Annotated in this window: 12 protein-coding genes and 1 pseudogene; 11 read left to right on the plus strand and 2 right to left on the minus strand. The window is 29.1% G+C overall.

Going from position 1 to position 16,812, the window contains the following annotated elements:
- The first annotated feature begins 2 nt into the window (after positions 1-2).
- The 11 genes and pseudogenes from xdh (at position 3) to AC2JAQ_RS01675 (ending at position 14,661) form a co-directional block, all read left to right on the plus strand.
- Positions 3-2,563 (plus strand): annotated as a pseudogene (gene xdh / locus AC2JAQ_RS01625) (selenium-dependent xanthine dehydrogenase).
- 15 nt (positions 2,564-2,578) lie between these two features.
- On the plus strand, positions 2,579-2,953 hold the full coding sequence (locus AC2JAQ_RS01630) for a RidA family protein (RefSeq protein ID WP_423238094.1): 375 nt from the start codon (positions 2,579-2,581) through the stop codon (positions 2,951-2,953).
- A gap of 82 nt (positions 2,954-3,035) precedes the next feature.
- Entirely contained in the window at positions 3,036-3,593 is a 558-nt protein-coding gene (locus AC2JAQ_RS01635) for a nucleoside-triphosphatase (RefSeq protein WP_488457590.1), read from the plus strand.
- A gap of 2 nt (positions 3,594-3,595) precedes the next feature.
- Entirely contained in the window at positions 3,596-4,627 is a 1,032-nt protein-coding gene (locus tag AC2JAQ_RS01640; protein WP_488457591.1) for an ABC transporter substrate-binding protein, read from the plus strand.
- Entirely contained in the window at positions 4,624-5,613 is a 990-nt protein-coding gene (locus AC2JAQ_RS01645; RefSeq protein ID WP_488457592.1) for a FecCD family ABC transporter permease, read from the plus strand. The genes AC2JAQ_RS01640 and AC2JAQ_RS01645 overlap by 4 nt, the downstream gene beginning before the upstream one ends.
- Positions 5,610-6,389, plus strand: coding sequence for an ABC transporter ATP-binding protein (locus AC2JAQ_RS01650; RefSeq protein WP_488457593.1), 780 nt, complete (start codon positions 5,610-5,612; stop codon positions 6,387-6,389). Before AC2JAQ_RS01645 ends, AC2JAQ_RS01650 begins: the two co-directional genes overlap by 4 nt.
- A 148-nt stretch (positions 6,390-6,537) precedes the next feature.
- The gene (locus AC2JAQ_RS01655) at positions 6,538-7,116 is read left to right on the plus strand and encodes a TetR/AcrR family transcriptional regulator (RefSeq protein WP_488457594.1); all 579 of its coding nucleotides are present in this window, start codon (positions 6,538-6,540) and stop codon (positions 7,114-7,116) included.
- A 352-nt stretch (positions 7,117-7,468) separates the two neighbouring features.
- Complete coding sequence (locus AC2JAQ_RS01660) at positions 7,469-9,262, plus strand: oleate hydratase (RefSeq protein ID WP_488457595.1); 1,794 nt, start codon at positions 7,469-7,471, stop codon at positions 9,260-9,262.
- A 552-nt stretch (positions 9,263-9,814) separates the two neighbouring features.
- A complete protein-coding gene (locus tag AC2JAQ_RS01665; protein ID WP_488457596.1) occupies positions 9,815-11,548 on the plus strand; it encodes an ABC transporter ATP-binding protein in 1,734 nt (577 codons plus the stop codon).
- Positions 11,541-13,325 carry an ABC transporter ATP-binding protein gene (locus tag AC2JAQ_RS01670; protein WP_488457597.1) on the plus strand — a complete coding sequence of 595 codons (1,785 nt, stop codon included), beginning with the start codon at positions 11,541-11,543 and terminating at the stop codon, positions 13,323-13,325. Before AC2JAQ_RS01665 ends, AC2JAQ_RS01670 begins: the two co-directional genes overlap by 8 nt.
- Positions 13,326-13,632: 307 nt before the next feature.
- Positions 13,633-14,661 carry a GH25 family lysozyme gene (locus AC2JAQ_RS01675; RefSeq protein ID WP_488457598.1) on the plus strand — a complete coding sequence of 343 codons (1,029 nt, stop codon included), beginning with the start codon at positions 13,633-13,635 and terminating at the stop codon, positions 14,659-14,661.
- Between the two features lie 160 nt (positions 14,662-14,821).
- On the opposite strand, the gene AC2JAQ_RS01680 is transcribed toward AC2JAQ_RS01675, so the two are convergent.
- Positions 14,822-15,382, minus strand: a complete 561-nt coding sequence (locus tag AC2JAQ_RS01680) for a hypothetical protein (protein ID WP_488457599.1) — start codon at positions 15,380-15,382, stop codon at positions 14,822-14,824.
- A gap of 122 nt (positions 15,383-15,504) precedes the next feature.
- Positions 15,505-16,575 carry an FAD-binding protein gene (locus tag AC2JAQ_RS01685; RefSeq protein WP_488457600.1) on the minus strand — a complete coding sequence of 357 codons (1,071 nt, stop codon included), beginning with the start codon at positions 16,573-16,575 and terminating at the stop codon, positions 15,505-15,507.
- Between the last annotated feature and the right edge of the window lie 237 nt (positions 16,576-16,812).

Genomic DNA, 16,812 nt, shown 5'->3' on the forward strand with positions numbered 1-16,812 from the left:
ATATGTTTGAATTTATTCTTAACGGTGAAAAAAGATTAGTAGAAGAAAATAAAAAGCTTCTTAAATATTTAAGAGAAGATTGTAATATAACATCAGTTAAAAATGGTTGCTCAGAGGGAGCCTGTGGAACATGCATGGTTATTGTTGATGGTAAAGCAGTAAAAGCATGCATATTAACAACTGAAAAAGTTAATGGAAAAGAAATATTAACTATAGAAGGTTTCACAGAAAGAGAAAGAGATGTTTTTGCATATGCATTTACTGAAGCAGGAGCAGTTCAGTGTGGATTTTGCATACCTGGTATGGTAATTAGTGCAAAAGCACTTTTTAATAGAACTTTGAATCCAACAGGGGAAGAAGTTAAAAAAGCCTTAATAGGAAATATATGTAGATGTACAGGCTATGTAAAAATAGAAAAAGCTATTATGATGGCAGCTGAAATTTTCAGAGAAAATAAGGAAGTTCCAAAGGTTGTTTGTAAAGGTCTTGTTGGAGAAAGAATGGGCAGAGTAGATGCTAGAGATAAGACATTGGGAATAGCTGAATACACTGATGATATAAGAATAGATGGAATGTTACATGGAGTTGCACTTAGAAGTAAGTATCCTAGAGCATTAGTAAAAAGCATGGATATTAGTGAAGCTGAGAAAATTGATGGTGTAGTTAAGGTTGTTACTGCGGAAGATATTCCAGGAGAGAGATATTTAGGCCACATACAAAAGGATACTCCTGCTTTGATAAAAGTTGGTGAGGAAACAAGATATCTTGGTGATGCATTAGCTTTAGTTGCAGCAGAAACTGAAGAGATAGCTAGAGAAGCTTTAAAACACATAAAAGTTGAGTATGAAGAATTAAAGCCAGTAACTTCTCCACAGGAAGCTCTAGCAGAGGATGCTCCTAAAATACATGAGAAAGGAAATATATTAACTCATGAGCATCTAGTTAGAGGTAACGCTGATGAAGCTATAAAGAATTCTAAGTATGTTGTTACATACAATTATAAAGTTCCATTTACAGAACATGCATTTTTAGAGCCAGAGTGTGCTGTTGCTGTTCCAGATGGTGATGGAATAATAGTTTATACAGGAACACAAAGTGTATATGATGATCTTCGTGAGATAGAATCACTTTTAGGGCTTGATGATAGCAAAGTTAGAATAATTTCTAAATATGTTGGTGGTGGCTTTGGAGGAAAAGAAGATATGAGTTGCCAACACCATGCAGCATTACTTGCTTATCTTATTAAAAGACCTGTTAAGATGGTTCTTCCAAGACAAGAAAGTATTATAGTAGATACAAAAAGACATGCCATGGATATGGAATTTACAACAGCTTGTGATGAGAATGGAATATTAACTGCCATGAAAGCTGTAATACTTGCAGATACAGGGGCTTATGCATCACTTGGAGGACCAGTTCTTCAAAGAGCATGTACTCATGCGGCAGGGCCATATAACTATCAAAATATGGATATTGACGGTAAGGCACTTTATACCAATAATACGCCGGGTGGTGCATTTAGAGGATTCGGTGTTACTCAATCAGCCTTCGCAACAGAATGTAATCTAAATAAACTTGCTGAGATGGTTGGAATAGATCCTTTTGAAATAAGAAGAAGAAATGCAATAAAACCAGGAGAAGTATTACCAAATGGACAAATAGCAGATGAAGGAACAGCATTGGTTGAAACCTTGGAGGCAGTAAGAGATGTTTACTATGCTAATAAAGATAGAGCAGGAATAGCATGTGCTTTAAAAATGCAGGTGTTGGAGTAGGAATACCTGATACAGGAAGATGTAAGGTTAAGGTTATTGATGGAAAAGTTCATATAAGAACTTCTGCCGCATGTATTGGACAAGGTCTTGGAACAGTGGTTGTTCAGATTGTTGGACAAGTTTTGGGAATACCAGCATCAGAAATAGTATATGAATCACCAGATACAAGAATTACTCCGAATTCAGGGACTACAACGGCTTCAAGACAAACTGTATTTACAGGAGAAGCAACAAAAATCGCCGCTATGAAGCTTAGAGATGCTTTAAAAGAAAAGTCATTAGAAGAATTAGAAGGCGAGGAGTTCTATGGCGAATATTTAGGTGTTACTGACAAGATGGGTAGTAAAAAGGAAAACCCAGTAAGTCACGTTGCTTATGGCTTTGCAACACAGGTAGTTATTTTAGATGATCAAGGAAAGGTTACTAAGGTAGTTGCAGCACATGATGTGGGTAAAGCAATAAACCCTAAAAATGTAGAAGGACAAATTGAAGGTGGCGTAGTCATGGGACTTGGATATGGCCTAACAGAAGATTATCCTATAGAGAATTCAGTACCAAAAGTTAAATTTGGTACACTTGGTCTTCTAAGAGCAACTCAGGTTCCAGAAATACAACCTATCATAATAGAAAAAAATACTCAAGAATTATCCTTTGGAGCTAAGGGAGTTGGGGAAATAACTTGTATCCCAACAGCACCAGCTGCACAGGGAGCATATTACAAATTAGATGGTGAGTTCAGAACTGAACTTCCACTTAAAAATACATTTTATAAAAAATCAAAAAAATAGAAAGAAGGAATTAAAATGAAAAAAATAATTAACACAGAACATGCACCAGCTGCTATAGGACCATATTCACAAGGAGTAATAGTAGGAGATCTAATATATACTTCAGGTCAATTACCATTAAACCCAGAAACTAAAGTTTTAGAAACTGAAATAAAGGCTGCAACTAGACAAAGTTTAGAAAACTGCAAAGCAATATTAGAGAATGCAGGAGCATCAATTGATAAAGTATTTAAAACAACAGTTTTTGTAAAAGATTTAAATGATTTTGCTGCAGTTAATGAAGTATATGGAACATACTTCAATGAAAATCCACCAGCAAGAAGTTGTGTACAAGTAGCTAAGCTTCCAATGGATGCACCAATAGAAATTGAAGTAATCGCTAAATTATAAGATTAAATAAGAATTTATACTAAGTAGGGAGTTTTATAGAACTTCCTACTTAATATAGGTTAAGGGGGTAAAGGGGGCTTATATGCAATATAAAAATATTCTTTTAACTGGTAAAAGAAATTGTGGAAAAAGCACACTTATAAATAAAATATTAGATCATATGGGGATTGAGTACACTGGATATAGAACTCTTCCTTATTATATAAATGGATATATGCAAGGATATTATTTGCATGGTTATATAGATGAAGTAGAGAAGGGATGTTTATACAGCCCAATATCAATAAAAATTAGCAATAATAGATGTATAAGGGTTACAGAAACCTTTGATACACTTGGATATTTAATATTAAAGAATAGTAGAAAGCAAAAAGACTGTAAGATTATATTATTAGATGAAATTGGATTTTTAGAAGATGATTCGGAAAAATTTAAATCAGAAATAAAAAAGTGTTTAGATAGTGAAAAATTTTGTTTAGGTGTTTTAAAAGATAAAAATAGTGAGTTTCTAAACTACATAAAACTTAGGACTGATACATTAATTATAAATATAGAAGACATAAGTTATGATGATAGAAAAATAATACAAGATGATATAGAAAATTATATAAAATTACATAGATTAAAGGGGAATGATTAAGTATGAAGGGGATTAAAAAGTTAACTGCTATAATGCTTTTAGTTATGATGAGTATGACATTTTTCATAGGATGTTCTAGTGAGGCTAAAGTTAAGAAATCAGATAATAAAACAATTACTGTTGAAGATCAACTTGGTAGAAAGGTTGAAGTTAAAAAAGATGTAAATAGAATAATATCAAGTTATTATATATCAACCTCAATATTAATTAGTTTAGATGTTAAAGATAAAGTTGTTGGAATAGAAGCGAAAGCAAAGAACAGAGAAATGTATAAAAAGGTAGCTAAAGAGTTTTTAGATTTGCCAGCAGTTGGAACAGGAAAAGAAATAAATGTGGAAGAATGTATGAAGCTAAATCCTGATGTAGTAATTATTCCTACTAGACTTAAGAATTTTATTCCACAGTTTGAAAAGTTAAATATACCAGTTATAGCAATAGAGCCAGAAACATTAGAAGGATTCAATAATTGTGTAGAACTTTTAGGGAAAATTTCAGGCTCAGAGGAAAGAGCAAAAGAACTTTTAAAATATTATGATGATACTATAAATAAGGTTAAAGATATGACAAAAGGTATAGAAAATAAGCCAACAGTGTACTTATCAGGAAGTGATAGCATACTTAAGACTTGTACATCTAAAATGTATCAAAACTACATGATTGATACAGCAGGTGGAAAAAATGTTACCGGAAATATTGATGATGGATATTGGACAAATATATCAGTTGAGCAGTTAATAGACTATAATCCTGATGTTATTTATGTAGTGGGTTATGCAAACTATACTGTTGATGATGTTTTAGCTGATAGTAAATTAACTGGCGTAAATGCAATTGAAAATAAAAAGGTATATTTATTCCCATCAACACTGGAACCTTGGGATTACCCAACACCTTCATCTATATTAGGTATGCTTTGGATAGTAAATAATCTTCATCCTGAAAAGTATAGTACTGATGATTTTAAAAAGGATGCTAAGGAATTTTATAAAAGATTTTATAATTTAGAAGTTACTGATGGGGAAATCGGATTATGATTAAAAAATATTCTATCTTGCCATATGTATTTATTTTAGTGATCCTAGCTTTAGTATCATTATGTATAGGAAGATATGGACTAAAAATAAGTGAAATACTTAATATCTTATTTGGAAATGCAATTAATGGACAAGAAGTTAATTTATTAATAAATATAAGATTGCCAAGAGTATTATTAGTAATAATTAGTGGAGCAGCTCTAGCACTATCAGGCATGGTTTTTCAGAGTATATTTCAAAATCCATTAATATCACCAGATGTACTAGGGGTAAGCTCAGGATGTTCACTTGGTGCAGCTATAGGAATAGTATTTTTATCAGCATCACCATTTATGATACAAGGATTATCTTTTTTATTTGGTATATGTTCAGTTATATTTTCATTGATTTTATCTAAAAAGATGAGAAGTAATAGGGTATTAGCACTTATTATATCAGGTATAGTAACTGGAGCATTGACTTCATCATTTATTATGATAATAAAGTACTTTGCAGATCCATATAAGGAATTACCTGCCATAGATTTTTGGCTTATGGGAGGTTTTTATAATAGTGATTGGAAAAGCGTTATAAATGTTTTGGTTTTAGTTTTCATATCAACAATTGTTTTGTTATTGTTTAGATGGAAATTAAAAGTTTTAACCATGGGAGATGACCAAGCTAAACTTTTAGGGATAAATGTTAAGCATGTAAGGACAATAGCAATATTTTCAGCAACTCTTTTAGTATCGTCTGTGGTATCAGTTGCTGGCCTTATAAGTTGGATAGGGATACTTGCACCACACATAGTTAAATCATTTGCTAGAGATGATATATCAAAGATTATTCCATTAACAATGGTTGTTGGGGCTATCATCTTATTAATTGCAGATACAGTAGCTAGAAGTATTACTACAACAGAAATACCTATAAGTATATTAACTTCATTATTTGGTGCCCCTTTCCTTGTATATCTTCTTAATAAAAAAGGAGCTGTTATGAGATGAACAAATCATTAGAAATAAGAAACTTAAATGTCTCATATGGAGAGAAAATAGTGCTTAATGGAGTAGATATTGAGATTAACCCTGGAGAATTTACGGTGCTTTTAGGATTAAATGGAGCTGGGAAAACCACATTGCTTAAATCAATAGCTAGCTTAAATCCTATAGATAATGGAGAGATAAAATATGGAGATATTGATTTAATAGACCTTTCAGATAAGGAAAGAGGTAAATTAATATCATATATTCCACAGCATATTCATACAAATCAAAATTATAGCGTAGAGGATATAATTTTAATGGGCATAACTCCATATCTAGGAATGTTTGAAATGCCTAATAAGGAACATTATAAACTTGTAGATGATATTTTAAATGAATTAAATATATCTTATTTAAAAAATAAGTTTATAGGAGAGCTGAGTGGTGGAGAGCGAAGATTGGTTTATTTAGGAAGAATATTAATTCAAAAGTGTAGCATTTTACTTTTAGATGAGCCAAATACATTTTTAGACTATGTAAAACAACATGATTTTTTTAGTTTTATTAAGCCTTTAATAAAAGAAAAGAATTTAATTACCTTGGTTACATTACATGATATTAACCTAGCATTAAGGTATGGAGATAGAATAATAATTTTAAGTAATAACAAAATAGTAGATTCAATAGATTGCAGCGAGAAAGATTATGAAAAAAAATTTATAAGAATAATGGAAGACATATATGGGCGTAAGCTTGAAATAGTTTATACAGAAGTAGGACCATTTATAATATGTTAAAATAGGACCTAAAAAAAAAAAAAAGGAATTTATCTTAAGTATTGAGCTTTAGATAGATTCCTATTTTATTTAAGTAAAAAGGTAAGTATAAAAATTCATAAAATGAGTGGTATAATTTAGTAATAGAAATTATAAGGGGGAGATTCTTTTGGCTCAGCAATATACTAAAAAAATGATTCGTAGTATATTTATAAAATTATTAAATGAGAGACCACTAAATAAGATTACAGTAAAAGATATAGCATTAGCTTGTGGAATTAACCGAAATACTTTCTACTATTATTATTCAGATATTTATGAACTTCTATCTGAATTATTTCAAACAGAACTTCAAACTATTATAGATGAATATAATGACACTATGTCCTGGGAAGAAAGTTTTATGTTAGCAACAAGATTTGCATTAGGAAATAAGAAGGTAATTTACCATGTATATAATTCAATGCAAAGAGAGGAATTAGTTAATTATATTTATAATGTTTCAGGAAATATGATGAATAGATATGTGAAGAAGATAGGCTGTGGTATTAATGCTTCTGAATATGATATGAAATTAATAGCAACATTTTATCAATGTGCACTTACAGAAATGGTGATTCAATGGATTTCTTCTGGAATGAAGGAAGATCCTGATGCAATTATAAGAAGAATAGGTAAATTATTTGATGGAAATATAAAATTATCACTTGAACGCAGTGAAAAGTTTAATAAGATTGAGCAAAAATAATGATAGAAAACTAAAGAGTTACTTATTAAATACATTAATAATTAAGCTTAAAAGCACTTACTTTCTACTAGATATAACATACTAAAAAATTTAGGCAATAAAGAAGAAATGCCTAATTTTTAGACAAATATATATGAGTGTTTGAATTTTGAACACTTAGCCTATTTATCTAATGAAATATTTGGAAAAAGGTTATATTATAGATTTAAAGAACTTAAAGTTAGTTCTAAAACTTAAATAACTTAATAAAACTCTTATATTTAGAAGTTTATAATTAATTAATAAGTATTAGGTTTTAAATATAAAAGTGTTTTAGAAAATTATATCTAGTTTTGGGAAAGAAGGGGATTTTATGAAACTTAAAACACATGATGAGAGGCTTACTTTAACAAATGGAAATTATCATTCATTAGTACACGCTAGAAAACCTAAAGGAATTGAAGATAAAAGTGCATATCTGATTGGTACTGGAATAGGAGCATTGGCAGCAGGATGTTTTTTAATTAGAGATGCACATATGGATGGTAGTAAAATAACATTTTTCGAACAATTAGATCTTCCAGGAGGCTCTTTAGATGGAGAGGTTCTTCAAAATCTAGGTTATGTGGCTCGTGGTGGACGTGAAATGGGACATCACTTTGAAGTTTTATGGGATTTATTTAGTTCACTTCCAGCTACTGAGGATCCCAATATGACTGTATTAGATTATTTCTTCTACACCAATTATGATGATCCAAACTATAGTAATTGTCGTATAACTCATAAAAATGGAGAAAGATATGATGATGCTAAATTTAATCTTGGACAAGATTTAGCTAAGGAGTTAGCAGAATTTGTTCTTATACCAGATGAAGAACTTCAAGATAAGGCAATTGATGAAATATTCTCAGAAGATCTTTTAAACACAGATTTTTGGACATTATGGAGAACTATGTTTGCTTTTGAAAACTGGCATAGTGCTTTAGAAATGAAATTATATATGAATAGATTTATACACCATGTTGGTGGATTACCAACACTTTCAGCATTACAATTTTCAAAACATGATCAATATACATCCTTTGTAAAACCTATGGTAAAATTTTTACAAGAAAATGGAGCTAAGTTTGAATATGGAGTACATGTTGAAAATGTAGAATTTGATATAAGCGATGATAAAAAAGTGGCTAAGAGAATAGTTGCTAAAGATAAAAATGGAAAAGATATTTCTGTTGATTTAACAGAAAATGATTTAGTATTTATAACTAATGGGTCTATTACAGAAGGATCAGGATATGGAGATGATAATACTCCAGCACCATTTAACAAAGAACCTCAAGGATGCTGGGAATTATGGAGAAACATAGCTAAACAATCAGATGAATTTGGAAAACCAGATAAATTCTGTACTGATACTGAAAAATCAAATTGGGAATCTTGTACAGTAACTTGTCATGATGAACGTGTACCAAAGTATATTGAAAAAATAACAAAACGTTCACCATATGGAGGAAAGACTGTAACAGGAGGTATAGTTACAGCCGTGGATTCTTCATGGTTAATGAGTTGGACTATAAATCGTCAAGGACAATATTATGGTCAACCAGAAAAAGATGTAGTTGTTTGGGTATATGGATTATTCTCTGATGTTGATGGTGATTATATTAAGAAGCCTATGAGAGATTGTACTGGTAAGGAAATTACAAAGGAATGGTTATTCCATATAGGAGTTCCAGTTGATGAGATTGAAGAACTTGCCGAGTCTTGTACAGCAATTCCAGTAATGATGCCATTTATAACTGCACAATTTATGCCTCGTGAATTTGGTGATAGACCTTATGTTGTTCCTAAGAATGCAGTTAACTTTGCCTTCCTTGGACAATTTGCAGAAACATTAGATGATCCTGGAAGAGATACAGTATTTACTATTGAATATTCAGGACGTACAGCTATGGAAGCAGTGTATGTATTAACTGGCGTTGAAAAAGGTGTACCAGAAGTATATGCATCAAGATATGACATTCGTTATTTATTAAATGCTGGAGTATGTTTATTAGATGGTGAAAAACCAAAACTTGATTTGCCACCTTTAACAAAGAGGAAGATTATGAAACAAATATCAGGAACTGAGATAGAAAAATTATTAAAAGAATACGGTATTATATAATTCTGTAAAACTTAGATATAAAATTAGACTATTATTTATTAAATAATAATCTAATATAATTATTAGATTGATTTAATAGATCACGATAAAAAGGTAATCATCTGTAATAGGTGTGAACTTTTATCGTGATCTATTTTTGTATAGTTTATTTTTAGTTAAATATATTATATAGTATTAAGATTAAGCTATAATTAAATTGACTAACTTAAAAAAGAAATAAATTTTCATTTTAGATAAAGAAAATCAATATCAATAATTAAAAATTTATGATAATATAAAGTCTTAGGACTATATTAAAAATATACGAATAGCTTTTTAAAGTCGAAGAATTTTAAATATTAAATAAGAAAAATAGTGTTTAAATACGTATTTGAAGCTTTTTTTTAGCTGTACTGATTGTGGATTTTTATCTTCAGTTGTGTTAAAATTTGCATAATTTTTATTTAAAGATTTAAAAATAAGGTGAGTTTGTATAAAAATTTATTTATATTTATTTTGATACAAAGTCATCTTCAAATTATAAAAATTTAGGAAAGGAAGGTAGATATAGCAATGAAACTAATACTAAAATATCTAAAAAACTACAAATTAATTCTTATCTTAAATGTTATATCGGTATTTGGTTTTGCTTTGGTAGAACTTGGGATTCCAACTGTTATGGCAAAGGTCATAGATACTGGAATAATAAATAACGATATTAGTTACATTAAAAAAATGGGATTAGTTATGGTAGCTATTTCTATAGTAGGTGTGCTTGGAACAATACTATTAGGATATTGTTCTTCTAAAATTTCAACTGGAATAACTAGAGATATTAGAAATGATATATTTAAAAAAGCACAGGAATTTTCTCACACAGAATATGATAAGTTTGGAGTTTCTTCTATGATTACAAGAACTACAAACGATCCATTTGTTATTTTACAATTTACAAATACACTTCTAAGAATAGCATTAATAACTCCAGTAATGTTTACTATAAGTTTAATAATGATTCTTAAAACAAGTCTTTCATTATCAATTGTACTAGCTATAGTAATTCCTATAATAATTTTAGGCGTTATTATAATAGCCAAAACTTCAGAACCATTATCTGAAAAGTTACAAAAAACTTTAGATAAACTAAATAGAATATCTAGAGAAAACTTAACTGGTATAAGAGTAATAAGAGCTTTCTGTAATGAGAAATATGAAAGTAAAAGGTTTGAGGAAACTAATGAGGACTACACAGGTATAGCTAAAAAATTAAACAAACTTATGTTAATTTCTCAACCACTTTTCTTCTTCTTACTTAATATAGCGATTATAGCTATATTCTGGATATCTAGTAATATGATAAATGTTGGGACTCTTCAAGTAGGTCAATTAGTTGCATTTATTGAATATTTATTCCATGCAATGTTTTCAATAATGCTATTCTCAATGGTTTTCGTTATGTATCCTAAGGCTCAAGTTTCTGCTAATAGAATTAGAGAAGTACTTAGTGAAACGCCAATAATAAAAAATCCTGAGAATGGAATAAAAGAGACTAATAATGAAGGCTCAATAGAATTTAATAATGTATCATTTACTTATCCAAATGGGGAGGAGCCAGTTATTAAAAATGTATCTTTCAAAGGAGAAAAAGGACAAGTTATTGCCTTTATTGGAAGTACAGGAAGTGGTAAAAGTACATTAATAAATCTAATACCAAGATTTTATGATGTTACTGAGGGTTCTATAAAAATAGATGGGGTAGATGTAAGAGATTATGATTTAAAATACTTACGTAAAAAGATAGGATTTATTCCTCAAAAAACCCTATTATTTACTGGAAGCATAGCAAGTAATATAAAATTTGGTAAGAAAAATGCTAATACTAAAGATATAGAACATTCAGCTAAAATTGCTCAAGCTTATGAGTTTATTTCAGAAAAACCTAATAAGTTTGATGAACCAATAACAGAGGGTGGTTCTAATGTATCAGGAGGTCAGAAGCAAAGACTTTCTATAGCTAGAGCTATTGTTAGAAAACCAGATATTTATATTTTTGATGATAGTTTTTCAGCTTTAGACTTTAAAACAGATGCTATCTTAAGAAAACAACTTAGAGCAGAGACAAAAGATGCAGTGGTATTAATCGTTGCTCAAAGAATTGGATCAATAATGGATGCAGATAAAATTGTAGTATTAAATGAAGGTGAAGTAGTTGGAATGGGAACTCATAAAGAATTATTAAAGACTTGTGAGATTTATCATGAAATAGCTACATCACAACTTACAGAGGAGGAGTTATCAAATGAATAAATTTAAATTAGTAGTTAAAAAGATTTCTCCTTTTGTTAGTAAATATAAATGGTCTTTCTTTGGAGCTATTTTATTTATAATTTCAGCGGCTGTTTTTACAGCATTAGCTCCAAGAACTGAAGGATTGATAATAACACAATTAATAGAGGATTGTGAAAAGTTAATAAGAGGAGTTGCAGGAGCATCTGTCAATTTCAATTATATTATAAAAGTATTGATTTTATTATTTATAGTTTATGCAGGTAGTGCAGGTTCAACACTTATAGCCGGATTTTTATTAACAAATGCAATTCAGAATACAATGAAGGATATTAGAAATGCTGTTGAAAATAAAATTAATAGACTTCCTATAAGATATTTTGATAGTAATAGTTATGGAGATGTTTTAAGTAGAATTACTAATGATGTTGATACTATAGCAAATGCTTTACAACAAAGTTTTGTGCAAGTAATAAATGCTTTTTTATCTATATCATTAGCTCTTATAATGATGTACTCTATAAATCTTAAGTTAGCTTTAATATCAACTATAATAATACCAGCAAGTATTATTATAACTAAGATAATTGTAGGAAAATCACAAAAGTTATTTAATAAGCAACAAAAAGCTTTAGGAAACTTAAATGGAAGAGTACAAGAGCTTTATACTGGATTTAATGAATTAAAGTTATATGGAAAAGAAGATGATGCTTTAGAAAACTTTATGGAGGCAAATGAAGAGCTATGTCAAACTGGATTTAAGGCTCAATTTATATCAAGTATAATGTCACCTTTAATAAGTTTAGTAACTTATTTAGGCATAGCTGTGGTTGCTATATTAGGATCTATGACAGCTATAGCAGGTGGAATTACAGTAGGTAATTTACAAGCATTCATACGTTATATTTGGCAAATAAATCAGCCTTTATCTCAAGTAACTCAATTATCTTCAGCTATACAATCAGCGGTGGCTGCGGCTAATAGAGTATTTGAATTCTTAGATGAGAAGGAAGAGATTAAAGATTCAGAGACTGCAGTAAAACTTGAAAATCCAAAGGGAAATGTAACTTTTGAACATGTTAAATTTGGATATAACAAAGATAAAGAATTAATAAAAGACTTAAATATAGATGTAAAAAGTGGTCAAATGGTTGCCATAGTTGGAAAAACTGGAGCAGGTAAGACCACTCTTATTAATCTTTTAATGAGATTTTATGATATTCAGGGTGGATCAATAAAAATAGATGGTGTTGATATTAAAGACATGAAGCGTAATGACTTAAGAAGTATGTTTGGTATGGTTCTTCAAGATACTTGGTTATTTAAAGGAACTATTTATGAGAACATTAAGTATGGAAGATTTAGTGCTACTAAGGAAGAAGTAATAGAAGCAGCTAAAATAGCTAATGTTCATCATTTTATTAAAACTCTACCTGGTGGATATGAGATGGTATTGAATGAAGAGGCTTCTAATATATCTCAAGGAGAAAAACAGCTTTTAACTATAGCTAGAGCTATACTTAAGGATCCAGAGATATTAATTTTAGATGAGGCAACAAGTTCAGTTGATACTAGATTAGAACTATTACTTCAAAAAGCAATGAAAAATGTAATGAAGAATAGAACTAGCTTTGTTATTGCTCATAGACTTTCAACTATAAAAAGTGCAGACTTAATATTAGTAATGAATGATGGAAATATAATTGAGCAAGGAACTCATGAAGAGTTAATGAAACAAGGTGGTTACTACGAAAGTCTTTATAATAGCCAATTTGCTAGCAAAGAAGAAGCAAATTAAAACTTTTTAGAATAAGTTTTAATTTAAAAATTATATAAATAAAATGAATTAGACCTAAAAACACTTTGGTGTTTTTAGGTCTTTTTTAGTGTGAAGATTATATAAAAATAATAAATTTTTATATGGAAGGGTTACAAATTAAATTTTAAATCCTTTTTATAATACGTAAGGACAATTTAATAAAACAAAAATTCAAAATTAAATTATTAAAAAATAAAAATTTAGAAAGGATGATGTATCTTATGTAAATTTAAGTACAAAAATCATAGAATGTAACATAATAAAATAACGAAAGAGGGAATTAATCATGGAAAGTAGAAGTAATAATAATTTAAAAGGAATTGATGTATCAAACTGGAAAGGAAATATAGATTTTCAAAGTGTAAAAAATGATGGAGTTAAAGTAGTTTATATTAAGGCTACAGAAGGAGATTATTATAAGGATGCTTATGCTAAACAAAATTATAATGGTGCAAAAGCTCAAGGATTAAAAGTAGGTTTTTATCATTTCTTTAGAGCTAATAAGGATGCTAAGAGTCAAGCTAATTATTTTGTAAATTATCTAAATGAAATAGGTGCTACTAATTATGATTGTAAGTTAGCATTAGATATTGAAACTACAGAGGGAATAGGAGTTACTGAGTTAACAACTATGTGTATAGAATTTTTAGAAGAAGTAAGAAAAATAACAAATAAAGAAGTGGTTGTTTACACTTATACAAGTTTTGCTAATTCTAATTTAGATAAAAGGATAGGTGCTTATCCATTATGGATAGCTGAATATGGTGTAGATGCACCAAAAGATAATGCTATTTGGGATAGTTGGATTGGATTCCAATATTCAGATAATGGAACTGTAGCTGGTATAGATGGTGGTTGTGATATGGATGAGTTTAAAGAGGAAATATTAGATGTAACAAATAATTTTAAGTTAGATAATGCTACTACTAAAAATGTATCAACTCATTTAAATATAAGAGCTAAGGGAACATCAGATGCTAGTATTGTAGGGGAAATACCTGCAGGAGATAGATTTATAATAAAATGGGTAGACTCTAATTATTTAGGATGGTATTATATTGAATACAAAAATATTAATGGATATGTAAATGCTAATTATGTAGAAAAGTTACAAATGGCTACTACCAATAATGTAAGTACTTTTTTAAATGTGAGAGAAAAAGGAACTACAGATTCAAAAGTAGTTGCAATTATAAATGTAGGAGAAATATTTAGAATAGATTGGGTAGACTCAGACTATATTGGATGGTATAGAATAACTACTAAATATGGTGTAACAGGTTTTGTTAAGGCAGAGTTTGTAAAAAAACTTTAATTAGGAGCTATGTTTTAAATAATTGTTGATAAATGCATATAGATACAAAAGGACAAGTATATTCTTGTCCTTTTGTATTTAATTTTTCTAATATTAAGATTATTCTATTAAACCCCTAAAGAGAATGTAAATAAATATAGAATCTCATTGATGCTGTGCGTTAATTTAATCTATTAGATTTAATTACATTCCCATTATCATCATAGTAGGTATACCATTTGGCCTTTGGCGTTTCATCTAACTTGAAAGGGTCATATCCACCGTTACCATAATCCTCACTAATCTTCAATTTATTACCCCTTACTAAAGGATTTACATAGTCATAGTAATTCACGTTAACCTGCAAAAAACTATTTACACATGCAACCATTTTTTTACCGTTTTTTTCTACAATATGTTCAGGTTCATATGAAAAGGCAAATGCGAAAAGCCCCAATATTAAGAAAATAACTATACTAAAAGTAGTCATAAAAACTCCCAATCCAGATATAATACGTATTGATAATTTTATTGTTTTCTTTCTTGCAATATTAAATAGAATAATAACTATTTGTACTAAAATTGATAATAACAAAACAGTAAAAATAGAAGCAAATGTATATATAACAGGATTTGTAAAAGTCAGATTGTTTCCCCTTAATATATATTCCAACAATCTATAAATTAACAGCAAAGAAATTAATATAATGCAGTTAATAATAAACATTTTTTTTATTTTCATAATAGACCTCTCTTTTTTATTCAATTACCCTATAATTATTAGTTAACTTATAAATCAATTATTTTCTTAAAATATCTTCATCTTTATAATAAGTGTGTACTTTTTATTTTTTATAATATAATTTATTTTTTTGTAGAAATAATACCTATACTTTGAAGACCGCTTTTTAAAACCATCTTACGTAAGAATGTGTTGTACATAAAAGGGCACTTAAATAACTTTGAAAATATTTTAAGTCTAATTTTTAATGTTTTTAATCTATATTTTTTGTTAGGATTCTTACTATGTGAATTTAATATTTCACTTAAGTATTGAGCGCTAGTTATAGCAGAACTTATACCTTCCAAGGAGCTTGGACTAATAAATCCAGCAGATTCACCTATTAAAAAAGCATTATCTTTTCCACAACAAAAATCAGAGTACTTAGATGGTCTTAAAACTAGACATGCTTCAGTTTTAAGGGGTTGTCCAAACTTAAAGCCAAGCTTTTCTAACTTTACCTTTTGTTTTTCAAATCTTTCTCTTGAATTATCTAAAGGATAAGCACCACCAAAAATAAATCGATTGTCTTTAGAAATGGACCAAGAACAGCAATCAGTATTTTCTTCATCAAATATGCAAGAGTAAAATGGATTTTCATGCTCTTCAGAAAACCATTGTTGAATAGACATATAGGTTCTTATTTTTTTATTTGGATAAATAGAGCGACGTACTAAGGAGTTAGCCCCATCAGCTCCAACTAAATATTTAGCTGTTATTACCTTTTCTGATCCATTTTCAAGGAATGTTACTTTATAACCTTCTTCAATTTTCTCAATTTTAGAACATGCTGAATTACTGTGAATTTCAACATTGTCAGGAATTAATGATTCTAGCCATAAATCAAACTTATGACGGTCAAGGTTTAAATAGAATCTCTGATAATGACGAGTTAAGTTACTATCTAAATCAATAGTTTTAACAGCAAAAATTTGTGGATCAACTAGAATATCTTTTGGCAAAGTCATATCAAACTTCGCAAAGACCTCTTGAGCATCAGAAGAAAGTAATCCTCCACAAGGTTTTTGAAATCCCTTCTCAAGCGAGTCTTTTTTATCTATAGCAATAATTTTAAATTCTTTAGAAAGTAATCTTGCTAATGTAGAACCAGCAGGGCCAAGTCCTATAATAGCAATATCATACATGATATTCATAAAATTTCCCTTCCTTTTTAATCATATATATACTTTAGCAGTTAATAAATATTAAATACGGTTCTAACTAAAGAAAAGTAAAAAGTATTTATTTTAAATAATTTACTGCTTAAATTTATGCATAGTATATCATCGATTTTAAGAATAATCAACAATTATTTATTGTTATTCAATATATAATATTTTTGAAATAATAAAAATATTTATAAGCTTTATTAAGGAGTTAAATTTTTTTAA

The sequence above is a fragment of the Clostridium sp. LIBA-8553 genome (genome assembly GCF_057782465.1).